This window comes from Hallella sp. (assembly GCF_037460745.1).
In the GTDB taxonomy this organism is placed as follows: domain Bacteria; phylum Bacteroidota; class Bacteroidia; order Bacteroidales; family Bacteroidaceae; genus Prevotella; species Prevotella faecis.
The window spans coordinates 1-14,511 of sequence record NZ_JAXVAE010000124.1 but is presented as its reverse complement, the minus strand read 5'-3'; the positions used below and the strand labels follow the sequence as shown (position 1 = coordinate 14,511).

The 14,511-nt window shown below is 54.0% G+C and carries 7 protein-coding genes; 5 read left to right on the top strand and 2 right to left on the bottom strand.

Annotation, left to right across the window (positions count from 1 at the left end; all coding sequences use genetic code 11):
• The first annotated feature begins 120 nt into the window (after positions 1–120).
• The 3 genes from WKK33_RS08515 to WKK33_RS08505 are packed head-to-tail and all read left to right on the top strand — an operon-like array spanning position 121 to position 7,688.
• The gene (locus WKK33_RS08515) at positions 121–5,667 is read left to right on the top strand and encodes an alpha-2-macroglobulin family protein (protein ID WP_337933366.1); all 5,547 of its coding nucleotides are present in this window, start codon (positions 121–123) and stop codon (positions 5,665–5,667) included.
• An 11-nt stretch (positions 5,668–5,678) separates the two neighbouring features.
• The gene (locus WKK33_RS08510) at positions 5,679–6,746 is read left to right on the top strand and encodes a DUF1573 domain-containing protein (RefSeq protein WP_337933364.1); all 1,068 of its coding nucleotides are present in this window, start codon (positions 5,679–5,681) and stop codon (positions 6,744–6,746) included.
• A 24-nt stretch (positions 6,747–6,770) separates the two neighbouring features.
• Entirely contained in the window at positions 6,771–7,688 is a 918-nt protein-coding gene (locus tag WKK33_RS08505) for a 4-hydroxy-3-methylbut-2-enyl diphosphate reductase (protein WP_337636550.1), read from the top strand.
• A 72-nt stretch (positions 7,689–7,760) separates the two neighbouring features.
• Here WKK33_RS08505 and WKK33_RS08500 read toward each other — a convergent pair whose 3' ends face one another.
• The gene (locus tag WKK33_RS08500) at positions 7,761–8,054 is read right to left on the bottom strand and encodes a hypothetical protein (protein WP_337569137.1); all 294 of its coding nucleotides are present in this window, start codon (positions 8,052–8,054) and stop codon (positions 7,761–7,763) included.
• 232 nt (positions 8,055–8,286) lie between these two features.
• Here WKK33_RS08500 and clpB point away from each other — a divergent pair, with 232 nt between their 5' ends.
• Positions 8,287–10,875, top strand: a complete 2,589-nt coding sequence (clpB, locus tag WKK33_RS08495; protein WP_337933361.1) for an ATP-dependent chaperone ClpB — start codon at positions 8,287–8,289, stop codon at positions 10,873–10,875.
• Between the two features lie 184 nt (positions 10,876–11,059).
• A complete protein-coding gene (locus tag WKK33_RS08490) occupies positions 11,060–13,039 on the top strand; it encodes an oligopeptide transporter, OPT family (RefSeq protein WP_337933359.1) in 1,980 nt (659 codons plus the stop codon).
• A gap of 747 nt (positions 13,040–13,786) precedes the next feature.
• On the opposite strand, the gene cmk is transcribed toward WKK33_RS08490, so the two are convergent.
• Positions 13,787–14,476 (bottom strand): (d)CMP kinase, encoded by a 690-nt coding sequence (cmk, locus tag WKK33_RS08485; protein WP_337933357.1) that lies wholly within the window; start codon positions 14,474–14,476, stop codon positions 13,787–13,789.
• Between the last annotated feature and the right edge of the window lie 35 nt (positions 14,477–14,511).

Here is a 14,511-nt window from a genome sequence, read left to right as displayed (position 1 = left end):
ATTCATTAAATAGAAAGAATATGTTGTAAGGAGCCGTAAAATTTTCATAATAATCAACAAGCAATTTGACAAAGTACGCTAAATTCGTTATCTTTGCAAATGTACTATTATAGGGAAGATATGAAAAAGGTAATTGGCATCATCATAGTCATGCTCATGCCGGTCATGGTCATGGCGGAGACATACCCTGTGTTGTGGAAGAAAGTGATGGAGGCGCGTTCGAAAGACTTGCCCCGCACCCAGATGGAATGGCTCGACAAAATCATCGACAAGGCCCAAGCGGGCGCCGACTACGGACAGATGCTCAAGGCCCAACTGTGGAAAGCCGCTGCGCAGACACAGATTGCCCCCGACTCGGCCGAGGTGGAGATTGAGCGGATCGAGGAGAATGCCGATGCGGCCAAGGACCCTGCCATGAAGGCGGTGTATGCCACCGTGCTCGGAAAGCTCTATGAGCAGCGCGCCAACGGTAAGGACGAGAGCCAAGCCAAGAGCAAACAGTGGTTTGCGGTGGCCATGGCGCAGCCGGAGATGTTGGCCCAGCAAAAGTGTGCTGAGTATGCGCCGGCGGTGGTGTCGGGCGTCGACAGCAAGATCTTCTACGACGACCTGCTGCATGTGGTGGGTATGGAGGCCCGCGCCTTCAAGGCGCTTCACGATTATTATGCTGCCAAAGGCAACCGTGCGGCGGCTTGCATCTGCGCCACTCTCGACCTCAAGCAAAACGGGGTTATCGACACGTGGCAGGTGCGTAAGTCGAAATACCTGCAGGCGGTCGACTCGCTTCTTCATGTCTATGGCGACTTGCGCGAGGCGGGCGAGTTGGCCATCGAGCATTATCAGTTTGTCGCCAACGCTTCGGACGTAACGGTCGACGACCAGGTAAACTACATCAACTACGCCCTGAGCAAGTGGGGCGATTGGCCCAGGATGAATGTCTTGCGCAACGCCATGAGCGAATTGCGCCAGCCCTCTTTCAACATCAATATTGGCGATGTTAGTTTCCTGCCCCAACAGGAGCGCCTTGTTCGCATCAATTTCATTCGTAACATCAATACGCTCACGGTAAATATCTATCGTGTGAACGTTGAGGGCGACTGCTCGCTCAATCCCAACGAGCCGGCCGACTGGGCGGTGTTGCAGAAAAAACTCGTTCCCGGAGCCGTGCAGACGCTGGTGAAACGCTATGTGGGGCAGCCTGCCTGGAAGGAGAACACCGATTCGCTCATCATCGGGGGACTGCCCGTTGGCATGTATGTCATGGAGGCTACCACCGACAATGGCAACGTGAAGGCGCAGCGTGCCCTGTTGCATGTGAGCGACGTCTATGTCATGTGCCAGGGGCTTCCCGATAATCAGCAGCGGTTTGTGGTGGTCAACGCCACCACCGGTGAGGCCATCGCGGGGGCTCATCTGCGACTGAAGACGCAAACCTATTATGACAACGAGAAGGAGCAAACGGTTTGTCTCACCACCGATAAGAATGGCGAGGCGTATCATAAGTTCAAAAAACGTGCGCCCAACAAGATATACGCTTATACCGACAACGACAAGGCCGGCGTGGAAATCGATGTCCATACCAACTACAGTTTCTACGACAACGACAGTCGTGAGGAGAGCGTTCGCCTATACACCGATCGTGCTGTCTACCGTCCCGGACAGATGGTGCGTGTGGCGGCCATTGCGTATCTCACCGACGGCAAGGCCGTGAAGACGACACCGTTGGCCGACAAGCAACTTGAACTGTCGCTCTTCGACGCCAATGGCAAGGAGGTTTCTAAGAAAACGGTGACAACCGACAGCTATGGAACGGCGTCGGCCGATTTCACCCTTCCGCAGGCGGGACTCACGGGTGCGTTCTCTGTGAGGAACAGAGGAATGGGATACGTGAGGTTTAATGTGGAGGAATACAAGCTTCCCACGTATGAGGTGACGTTCGATTCCTACAAGGAAGCCTACCAGCCTGGCGACACGGTGCAAATGCGTGGATGGGCCAAGACCTATTCGGGAGTGCCGGTGCAGGGCGCGAAGGTAAGCTATAAGGTGTGCCGCGAGCCTGCCTTGTGGTGGCTTAGGCGTTCCGATTGTCCATCCGAGGAGCTGCGGGTCGATACCGTGGTGACGGCCGACGATGGCTCGTTTGTGTTGAAAATGCCGATGGTTTACCCTGAGGATGTAGACCTCAATCATGCTGTTTACTATCATGTTGTGGCCTATGCCAAGGTGACCGATAACGCGGGCGAGACCCATGAGGAGCAAGCCACGTTGGCGTTGAGCAATCGTTCGGCTGTGCTGAAGGTGGATTTGCCCAGCAAAACGTTGCGCGATAGCCTCAAGACGTTTACCGTCAGTCGTACCAACCTTGCCCAGGAATCCATCGAGGGCGACGTTAGGTATTGCTTCGATGGGCGCGCTTGGAAGACGGCTGAGGCCAACAAGCCCATTGACTTGGACGAAAAGCTGGCTTCGGGAAGACATCAGCTGGAGGTGATTTGCGGTCAGGACACCGTGAGGAAGAGTGTTGTGGTCTTTACGTATAGCGATAAGAAGCCTGTTGTTCAGACGCACGACTGGTTCTATCTGTCGGAAATGCAGTTTCCTAACGACGGTTCGCCTGTCTATCTGCAAGTGGGAACGTCCGACAAGAACACGCATGTCTATTACTCAGTCTTCGCCGGAAACAAGATGCTGGCCAAGGGAGTGAGCAAGTTGAGTGATGAGGTCGTTACGCGTAAGCTCTATTATAAGGAGGAGTATGGCGACGGAGTGGTCATCACCATGGCATGGGTGAAGAATGGAAAGATGTATAAGCATGAGGTGAACATCTGCCGGCCTACGCCCGATAACAAGTTGAAGCTGACGTGGAAGACCTTCCGCGACAAGTTGACGCCTGGCCAAAGGGAACAGTGGACGTTGCATATCGACTCGCCTGAGGGCAAGCCGGCCATGGCGCAACTGTTGGCTACGATGTACGACAAGAGCCTCGACGACGTTTCAAAGCTCCATTGGAGGTTTACCATTGATTACGGTGCATCGCTTCCCCATGCGCCTTGGCGCGGCGGATCGCAGTTTGCCGATGGTCTCTATGGCTTCGAAAGATACAATGCGCTCAATGTGCGCAGTCTCGATTTTTCCCATTTCGATGGTGAGATGTTCAACTTCGCCAATCCTTACACCTTTAATTATAAACAGTCCATGGTGCTGATGGCGCGCCAGGAAAGTGCCTCGGCCGACCGGATGGCGAAAGGGACGATGCTGAGAGAGGTCGCTGTTTCGAAAAAGAAGGTCAATGCCAATATGCAAGTAACCGATTCGGAGCTCTCGGAACCGATAGCGGGACTTGGTCTCTCGAAGGACGAAGAGGGTAGCGATGAATCCGCTTCCCCAGTGACAAAGGTGCGTGAGAACTTCAATGAGACGGCCTTCTTCTATCCCGCCCTGACCACCGACGGCAATGGAAATGTGAACATCGCCTTTACGTTGCCTGAGAGTGTAACCACTTGGAAGTTCATGGCCCTGGCGCATGATGAGGCTTTCAATTATGGCCAGATTACCGCAGAAGCCGTCGCCAAGAAGGTGGTGATGGTGCAGCCCAATATGCCTCGCTTCGTTCGGCAGGGCGACGAGTCGGTCGTGGTGTGCCGAATCGCTAACACTTCGGAGAAGGATGTGAGGGGAAAAGCTCGTTTGCAAATCGTCGATCCAGAAACCAACAAGATGCTGGAGGAGTTGTCGGCCCCCTTCGAGGTGAAGGCCGGACAAACCACTACGGCTGAGTTTACGGTTGATGGCGACCGCTTGGCCGAGTTGGGACGTGGCGCAACGCTCTTCGTTGTCCGCACTTTGGCCGAGGGACAAGGATTTAGCGATGGTGAGCAGCGGTACCTTCCGTTACTGCCCAACCAAGAGTTTGTGACCACAACGCTGCCGTTCACACAAGTGGGAGCTGGCGTTAAGACGCTCGATATCAGTAAGATGTTCCCGTCAAACGACAAGCGCAACCGTTTGACCGTGGAGTATACCAACAATCCCGCATGGCTGATGATTCAAGCATTGCCCACGGTGGCCAACCCCACAGAGCGCAATGCCGTGTCGCTTGCGGCAGCGATCTATGCCAATTCGCTGGCCCGCCAACTGATGGTTGCTAATCCTTCCATCGGCCAAACGGTCAAGCTATGGCAGAAGGAGCAAGGAACCGAGACGTCGTTGGCCAGCAATCTGCAAAAGAACAGTGAGCTGAAGACCATGCTTCTCAGTGAGACGCCATGGGTGTCAGATGCCAACCGTGAGACGGAACAGAAGCAACAGCTCATCAATTACTTGGATGAGTCGGCCATAGACTACCGCTTGAAGACTTTCGCCGATAAGTTATCCCAGTTGCAGAACCCCGACGGCAGTTTCAGTTGGTGGCCTAACATGCCCGGAAACAAGTATATGACGATGGAGGTTACTACCATTTTGGCGCGTCTCAACACGCTGACGGGTCAGCAAGAGAACAGACGATTGCTTTCCGAAGCCTTTAAATACTTGGATAGGCGGATAGCCGACGAGGTGAAAACGATGAAGAAAGAGGCTCAGAAAAAGCATCCGCAGGTGCTCGATCCCTCAGAGTTCGCATGCAATTATTTGTATGCCAGTGCGTTGGCGGGCCGCAAGCCGTCGGCCGATATGCGCTATTTGTTGAACCTTTTGGAGAAGAAAACAACCAAGTTGACGATCTATGGCAAGGCTCGTTCGGCCGTTATCCTTGCACAATATGGCTTTTCCACACGAGCCAAGGAATACCTTCAGAGCCTCAATGAGTATGCCGTTTACAAGGAAGAGATGGGGCGCTATTACGACACACACCGCGCTTACTATTCGTGGAGAGACTATCGCATCCCTACGCAGGTGGCTGCCATTGAGGCCATGAAACGCCTCACGCCTCAGGATACGAAGACTATCGAGGCCATGCAACGCTGGCTTTTGCAAGAAAAACGCACCCAATCGTGGGACACGCCGGCCAATGCCGTTGATGCCGTTTATGCGTTCCTCGCTACCCAAGGGGGGAAGGCCGATATAGATAAGCTCGCCACCCAGCAGTTGGCCACGATGAGGGTTGATGGCAAAACGGTGGAACTGCCGCGTGCTACGGCCGGTTTGGGCTATGTGAAGACCATGGTCGACGCCACGTCGCCAACGACCTTCGCCATTGAGAAGACGTCTGCCGGCACCTCGTGGGGCGCCCTTTATGCCCAGTATTGGCAGAAGGCGAGCGAGGTGGAGGCGCAGTCGTCGGGCTTGAAGGTCAAGCGCGAGGTTGTCGTGAATGGCCAAGTGGCTAACGATAAGTCGCTGAATTTGCGTGTTGGCGACAAGGTAAAGGTGCGCATCACCATCGTGGCCGATCGCGATTACGACTTTGTGCAAGTGCAAGACAAGCGCGCCGCATGCCTCGAGCCTGCCGTTCAACTGAGCGGTTACCGCTGGGGCTATTACTGTGCGCCCCAAGATAATGTGACTAATTATTACTTTGACCTCATGGCCAAGGGCGAACATGTTGTTGAGACCGACTATTACGTTGATCGACAGGGCAGCTACGCCTCGGGCGTTTGCACCGTACAGTGTGCTTATAGTCCTGAGTTTGCAGGCCGTGAGGGCGCTAAATGTTTCACCATAATTCGCTGATTCCAGTCAGAATGAACAAAAAACAAATCATCTCGGCTATCCTCTTGCTTACCGCCATGGGCGTAAGCGCTCAGGATATCGCCATCGAAAACAAGAACATTGATTGCGGACAGGTGGTCTTTAAGCATCCCGTGACCGCCGAATACGTCATGAAGAACAATGGCGCGTCGCCGCTTACCATCAGTGATGTGCGCACCAGTTGTGGTTGCACCACGGTGAGTTATCCCAAGGAGGCGATAGCTCCCGGACAATCGTTTACCATCAGTGCGGTCTACGATGCCAAGACCATGGGCCATTTCAACAAGCGTATTGGTATTTATAGCAACGCTTCCAGTGGTCCGTTGATGCTCTCCATCAAGGGTGTTGTGGTAGAGGAGAAAGATCAACCCGACTTGAATTATCCATATTTGTTGGGCGACCTTCATGTGGATAGGACCGATCTTGAATTTGATGATGTGAACCGCGGAGACGAACCCGTACAGGTTATCAACATCAAGAACACCACCGACCAGGTGGTTGAGCCCGTGCTCATGCACTTGCCCAATTACCTCAGGGCTGAGGTTCGTCCCTCGAAGATAGCGCCAGGCCGTACGGGCAAGGCGTTGGTGCAGTTGGATTCGCGTGTCTTGCGCGACCTGGGCTTGACGCAAACGTCCGTGTATCTCGGTATGTTCATGGGTGACAAGGTGGCGCCCGATAAGGAAATCACCGTGTCGGCCGTGCTCCTTCCCGACTTCGACAACATGACCTCGTTGCAGAAGGCGCGTGCTCCTAAGTTGCGCTTGTCGTCGGGTAGTGTTGAGTTGGGTGGCTTTTCGGGCAAAAAATCGAAAAAGGGCAAGGTGACCCTCGTCAACGAAGGCAAGACGCCCCTTGAGATTCGCTCCTTGCAGATGTTCACCGCTGGCTTGCAGGTGTCGTTGGGCAATAAGACGATCGCTCCGGGTCAGAAGGTCGACCTGAAGGTGACGGCCATTGCCAGCATACTGGATAAGGTGAAGGGCAAGCCCCGCGTGCTGCTGATCACCAACGATCCTGAGAACACGAAGGTCATCATCAATGTCAACGTTACTAAGTAACCCCAAAACGGAAAGCGCATGACGATGGATACAAACCGCGTAGAAGGCACGGCAGGCCGCAACGAACATGGTGCGGTCGAGTGCCCTGTGATAGAAATAGACAATGGCAGCGGCTTCTGCTTTGGCGTGACGACAGCCATACGCAAGGCCGAGGAGGAGCTGGCGATGGGCAAGACCCTCTATTGCTTAGGCGACATAGTGCACAATAGCATGGAGGTGGCGCGCCTTCATGCCCATGGCCTTGTCACCATCGACCATGGCCAACTGGCCCAGTTGCAAGGCGTAAAGGTGCTGCTGCGAGCCCATGGCGAACCGCCAGAGACCTACGAAACCGCCCGAAAGAACCACATAGAGATCATCGACGCCACATGTCCCGTGGTGCTGGCCCTGCAACGACGCATCAAACAACAGTTTGACAGCAACCCCCATGCGCAGATTGTGATCTTTGGAAAGAACGGTCATGCCGAGGTGTTGGGCTTGGTGGGGCAGACCCATTCGGAAGCTATCGTGGTGGAATGTGTGGATGATGTGAAGCGCCTCGATTTTGAACGCGACATCTATCTTTACTCGCAGACCACCAAGAGCCTCGACGAGTTTCATCGCATCATCGACTATATACAGCAGCATATCTCGCCTTCGGCTACCTTCCGAAGCTTCGACACCATCTGCCGACAGGTGGCTAACCGCATGCCCAACATAGCCGATTTTGCCTCTCGCCACGACCTCATTCTGTTTGTCAGTGGCCGAAAGAGCAGCAACGGAAAGGTGCTTTTCAACGAATGCAAGAGTGTTAATGCCAATAGTCACCAGATAGAGCGTGCCGAGGAGATCGACATGGAGTGGGTGCGAGGCGTAAAGACCATTGGCGTTTGTGGTGCCACGAGCACCCCCAAGTGGCTGATGGAAGAATGCAGAGACCACATCCTCGACCGTCTGAAATAACGACGGTTTTGGGATGTGGCCCCTATTGATTGCTAATGGCTATCTTATCGTTGTGCGGTAGGATAGCCATTATCATTTTCCTACTAACGACACCATCTGTCCGTCTTGATGTACCAGACCTTTCTTGCGAGCCAGACCCGACAGGAAGAGTGACTCCTTGGGCGAGCAGTGGAAGTGCACACGCAATGCTTTCAGAAAGTCTTTGCGTAGCATCTGTCCGTCCTGTTTGCCGCTAAGTATTTCCTGCACGGCTGCTCCCAGGTGTTCGATGTGGAAACGACGGTGCTTGTTGTGTACGTACTCGAAGATAACGACAGCTGCGCAAATGGCTACTGCAAGGAGAATTAATAATGCGTAGTTGCTCATAATGAAAGGTTTTTAGTTGTTTACGTGACAAAGATATATAAAAGGCGCGACATATGCAAATAATTGTTCTTAAAAACTGTTATTTGATTATTATTTGTTTGCTTTGTTGTTTTATGCCAATTTGGCATTCGTTGTGACGATTTGTCGTCTTGCTGGGTTTGGAATGGCTTTTGAGGGAGTAGGTGCAGAACATTGAAAGGAATAAAAACAAGAAAGAAAGGAAGGTAATAATATGACATTCGACAAGTTTACAATCAAAGCGCAAGAAGTGGTGCAAGAGGCCGTCAACACCGCCCAGCAAGGCCGACAGCAAGCTGTTGAGCCCACCCACTTGTTGCAAGGAGTGTTGCAAAAAGGTCGCGACGTTTCCAATTTCATCTTTCAGAAGTTGGGCGTCAATGCCATGCAGGTTGAAAAACTGGTGCAACAGGAACTCCAACATTTGCCCCATGTGGAAGGCGGACAGCCTTATTTCTCCAACGATACCAATAAGCTGTTGCAGCGTGCCGAGGACGACGCGCGCAAGTTGGGCGATGAGTTTGTTTCCGTAGAGCCCATTCTTGTGGCCCTCGTGCAGGTCGAGTCCACCGCCAGTCGCATCCTTAAGGACGCTGGTTGCAACGAGCCCGACATGCTGGCCGCCATCAAGGAACTTCGCCAAGGGCAGAACGTGCAGAGCGCCAGTGGCGATGAGAACTACCAAGCCCTCAGCAAATATGCCACCGACCTCATTGGTGCAGCCCGCCAAGGCAAGCTCGACCCGGTAATTGGCCGCGACGATGAGATTCGCCGTGTGCTGCAAATCCTCTCTCGTCGTACCAAGAACAACCCAATTCTCATTGGTGAGCCGGGTACGGGTAAGACCGCCATTGTGGAAGGTTTGGCTGAGCGCATTGTGCGAGGCGACGTGCCCGAGAACCTGAAGAACAAACAACTCTACTCGCTCGACATGGGCGCCCTTGTTGCAGGAGCCAAGTATAAGGGCGAGTTTGAGGAGCGTTTGAAGAGCGTCATTAAAGAGGTGACCCATGCCAACGGCAACATCATTCTCTTCATCGATGAGATCCACACCCTTGTGGGAGCCGGTGGAGGCGAAGGAGCCATGGATGCCGCCAACATCTTGAAGCCAGCCCTTGCTCGTGGTGAGTTGCGTGCCATTGGTGCCACGACCCTCAACGAGTATCAGAAATACTTCGAGAAGGACAAGGCTCTGGAGCGTAGGTTCCAGACGGTGATGGTGAACGAGCCCGATGAGGTCGACGCCATTTCCATCCTCCGTGGTCTGAAGGAGCGCTACGAGAACCACCACAAGGTGCGTATTCAGGACGATGCCTGTATCGCCGCCGTGAAACTCTCTGAGCGTTACATCTCCGACCGTTTCTTGCCCGACAAGGCCATTGACCTGATGGATGAGGCTGCCGCCAAGCTTCGCATGGAGCGCGACTCTGTGCCCGAGGAGCTCGACGAGATCACCCGTCACCTCAAGCAGCTCGAGATTGAGCGTGAGGCCATCAAGCGCGAGAACGACGAGGACAAGATCAAGCAGCTCGATAAGGAGATTGCCGACCTGAAGGACAAGGAACATCAGTTCCGCGCCAAATGGGAGGCAGAGAAAGGCTTGGTCAACAAGATTCAGCAGGACAAGCTGCAGATGGAGAACCTGAAGTTTGAAGCCGACAAGGCCGAGCGCGAAGGCGACTATGGCCGTGTGGCAGAGATACGCTATGGCAAGCTCAAGCAGCTCCAAAACGACATCGACAACATCCAACAGCAGTTGAAAGCCGCCCAGGGTGCTGAGACAATGGTGCGCGAGGAGGTCACCGCCGACGATATAGCTGAGGTGGTGAGCCGCTGGACGGGCATCCCCGTAATGCGGATGATGCAGAGCGAGCGTGAGAAACTGCTCCATCTGGAGGCCGAGCTCCACAAGCGTGTCATTGGTCAGGATGAGGCCATACAGGCTGTCAGCGACGCCGTTCGCCGCAGTCGTGCTGGTCTGCAAGACCCGAAGAAGCCTATCGCCTCGTTCATCTTCCTCGGTACGACGGGTACTGGTAAGACCGAGTTGGCCAAGGCTTTGGCCGAGTATCTGTTCAATGACGAGAACATGATGACCCGTATCGACATGAGCGAGTACCAAGAGAAGTTCAGTGTGTCAAGGCTCATCGGTGCGCCTCCGGGATACGTTGGTTACGACGAGGGTGGCCAGCTCACCGAGGCTGTGCGGCGCAAGCCTTACAGCGTGGTGCTTTTCGATGAGATCGAGAAGGCCCATCCCGATGTGTTCAACATCCTCTTGCAGGTGCTCGACGATGGTCGCCTTACCGACAACAAGGGTCGCACGGTGAACTTTAAGAACACCATCATCATCATGACCTCGAACCTCGGCAGCCAATACATTCAGGAGCGTTTTGCCGCCCTCAACGACAGCAACCACGACCAGGTGGTCAACGAGACGCGTCAGCATGTGATGGAGATGTTGAAGAAGACCATCCGTCCGGAGTTTCTCAACCGTATCGACGACATCATCATGTTCCTGCCGCTCACCAAGGAGCAGATAGCCAGTGTGGTGACGTTGCAGATGAACCGCGTGAAGGCAATGCTCGTACCGCAGGGCTTCGACCTCAAGTGGACTCCCGCTGCCATCAGTTGGCTGGCCAACGTGGGCTACGATCCCGAGTTTGGCGCTCGTCCCGTGAAGCGTGCCATCCAGGACAACGTGCTCAACGAGTTGAGTAAGCGAATCCTGGCCGAGCAAGTGGTTCGTGAGAAACCTATCACGGTCGATGCAGCCAATGGTCAACTCACCTTTAGCAACTAATTCTGTTAGGGTGGGAGGTAACACTCCCGTCATGTAATAATTATCGACGCCCGATGTGCATAACGCATGTCGGGCGTTCTTTTTTTGTTGCAATTCGTAACAAAAAGGCGAAACTTCCACGCCATTCGTTGGTTTTTCACTAACTTTGTACGGAAATCAATTCACAGCAATAAATCTATCAGAAATGGACAAAGAAAAAGAAAAAGGGGCAGTAGTGTTGCCCGAAAACGCGTTTCGCGAGTTGAAGGACGGCGAGACCTACGAACCTCTTATGAGTCCCAACAAGACTTACCGTGAGGTCACTCCCTGGTCGGTTACCTGGGGTTTGGTCATGGTGGTACTGTTCTCGGCTGCCGCCGCTTACCTTGGCCTGAAGGTGGGACAGGTGTTTGAGGCCGCCATTCCCATTGCCATCATCGCCATTGGTCTCTCTACGGCCACACACCGCAAGAATGCGCTGGGCGAGAACGTCATTATCCAGAGCATCGGAGCTTGCTCGGGCGCTGTTGTTGCTGGCGGCATCTTTGTTATGCCCGCCATCTACATGCTCGACCTGCAGGCCGACTTTATCAAGATTTTCATCGCCGCCGCATTGGGTGGCATCCTGGGCATTCTCTTCCTCATTCCTTTCCGTAAGTATTTTGTGAAGGATATGCATGGAAAATATCCCTTCCCAGAGGCCACAGCCACCACGCAGGTGCTCGTGTCGGGTGGTGAGGGAGGCTCACAGGCCAAGCCGTTGCTCGTAGCAGGTTTGGTGGGTGGTGCCTACGACTTCATCGTTGCCACCTTTGGTTGGTGGAACGAGAATGTCACCTCACGCATGATAGGTCTCGGTCAGGACCTGGCCGACAATGCCAAGTTGGTGGTGAAGGTGAACACCGGAGCCGCTGTGCTGGGCTTGGGCTACATCATTGGCCTGCGCTATGCCGCTATCATCTGCGCCGGTTCGGTGTTTGTGTGGTGGATCATCGTGCCGCTCATGGCCGTCATCTTCCCCAACACGGTGCTCAACCAGTGGGATCCCACCATTACCACCACCGTAGGCGACATGAGTCCTGAGGCCATCTTCACCAGTTATGCGCGTAGCATGGGCATCGGTGCCATCGCCATGGCCGGCATCATCGGCATCGTGAAGAGCTGGGGCATCATTCGCAGCGCCGTATCGCTGGCCGCCCATGAGATGAAGGGCAAGAGCCCCGACTCGGCTGAGGTGCAACGCACGCAGCGCGACATCTCGTTTAAGATTATCGCCATTGGCAGCGTGCTGACCCTGCTGATCATCTATGCCTTCTTCTTCTTTGGGGTAATGAATCTCAACCTTCTGCACGCCACGGTTGCCGTGTTGGTGGTAGCCATCATCGCTTTCCTCTTTACCACGGTGGCCGCCAACGCCATTGCCATTGTGGGTAGCAATCCTGTGTCGGGCATGACGCTTATGACCCTCATCCTGGCCTCGGTGGTCATGGTGGCCGTAGGTCTGAAGGGTAGCGCTGGCATGCTGGCCGCTCTGCTCATGGGTGGTGTGGTGTGTACTGCCCTGTCGATGGCCGGTTCGTTTATCACCGACCTGAAGATTGGCTACTGGTTGGGTACCACACCCAAGAAACAGGAAGGTTGGAAATTCCTCGGAACCATCGTGTCGGCTGCCACAGTGGCTGGTGTGATGATTCTGCTCAACGAGACCTATGGCTTCAAGGGCGACGCCCTGGCCGCTCCGCAGGCCCACGCCATGGCTGCCGTTATCGCTCCGTTGATGAGCGGTCAGGGAGCGCCTTGGCTGCTCTATGGTATCGGTGCCGTGATTGCGTTGGTGCTCGATCGTTGCAAGGTGTCGGCATTGGCCTTTGCCCTGGGTATGTTCATCCCCATCCAGCTCAACCTGCCGTTGCTTATCGGTGGCGCCGTCAACTGGTTTGTGGGTAGCCGCTCTAAGAGCGCCGAGGAGAATAAGGCACGTGTGGACAAGGGCACTCTTATAGCAAGCGGATTCATTGCTGGTGGAGCGCTGATGGGCGTGGTGTCGGCCCTGATGAAGTTTGGTGGCATCGAATGCTCGGTTGCCGACGCTTGGTGGCAGAACCCCATGTCGGAGGCCGTCTCCCTGTTGGCTTATGTCATGCTGATTGCCTACTTCGTGAAGGCTACACGTACGAAGAAGTAACCTTGGTAGGTATGGGCGGCCGATGCGTGTTGTGACATGCGCCGGTCGCTTATGCCACATTTATAAATATCAACAACAAATCCGCAACGCCCGTATGCTGGACGTTGCGGATTTGTTGTTGTTATAACGTGATGCTTAGCTCCCCGTTCTCACGTGGTTGCAAAAGAAGTGCGGGGGTGTTCGTGTGTATGCGAAATATGTCGACAAGCATCTCCCTTTTTTAACACTTATTCGTCAGCAAGTGTGAGATTGGTTGTAAATACGCGATTCTTGACGTGTTTTGTAACTATCAGGTATTCAACTACTTATCATCAAAGTGTATTTTGCGCTATTTCTTGTCCAGCCTCCCGTCTTGCGAAACATGCCTAACCGCATTGCGAAACATGCCCGATCGTGCCTCGAAACATACGCAACCGAGGTGCGAAACATGCCTTTACGCAACTCGATACATGCCCAACCGCAACCGCATGGCTCGTTTTTGGGGCTTCCATCTCGTAAAAACGGCCGTTTCATTCTCTATTTCACGCAAAATTCTGACACAACTTTTTACCCAAAATTTCAAACAACCTTTGCTGCGTTACCATGAGCCATTCAATCTCACCGAATGGTGATGTTATTTTTAACCCAAATCGGTCTAATGACTGCTTTGGGTTAAAAGCAAATCCGCAACGCCCACGTTGTAGGCATTGCGGATTCGGTATGCTATGGCCCGCGCTCATGAAGGCGGATTGGTCGATGTCGGGATGATTACTTAGTGGCCTGCTCAAACCGCTGCATGAGCCATGCGTTTTGCTCCTCGATGGTCATGTGCGAGTTGTCGAGCTCCAAGGCGTCGTCGGCCTTGCGCAAGGGCGACACCTCACGATGCGTGTCGATATAGTCGCGCTCCTGCACGTTCTTCAGGATGTCGTCGTAGTTGGCCTCGGCACCCTTTGCCTTCAACTCGTCGTAGCGACGTTGCGCACGCACCTCGGCCGATGCCGTTACGAAGATCTTCAGTTCGGCCTCAGGGAAGACCGTTGTGCCGATGTCGCGTCCGTCCATCACGATGCCCTTGTCGCCGCCCATGCGCTGCTGCTGCGCCACGAGCGCCTCACGCACAAACGGGATGGCAGCAATCGGACTGACGTGCGAGCTCACCTCCATGCCGCGGATGTCGTTTTCCACACACATACCGTTGAGGTACGTGTCGGGGCGCCCCGTCTCCGTGTTGAGCTTAAACGAGATGTTCACCTCGGGCATGAGTTTTTCCAGTAGGTCGGCCTTCACCGATCCGTCCTCGTTGAAGAGGTGGTGGTTCAGGGCGAAGAGCGTCACCGAACGGTACATGGCGCCCGTGTCTACATAGACGTAGCCTATGCGTCGGGCCAAGTCTTTGGCCATTGTGCTTTTTCCGCAAGAGGAAAAGCCATCAATAGCTATCACAATTTTCTTCATATTGTTCTAAGTCGTTGATTTACAATTGTTTTTAT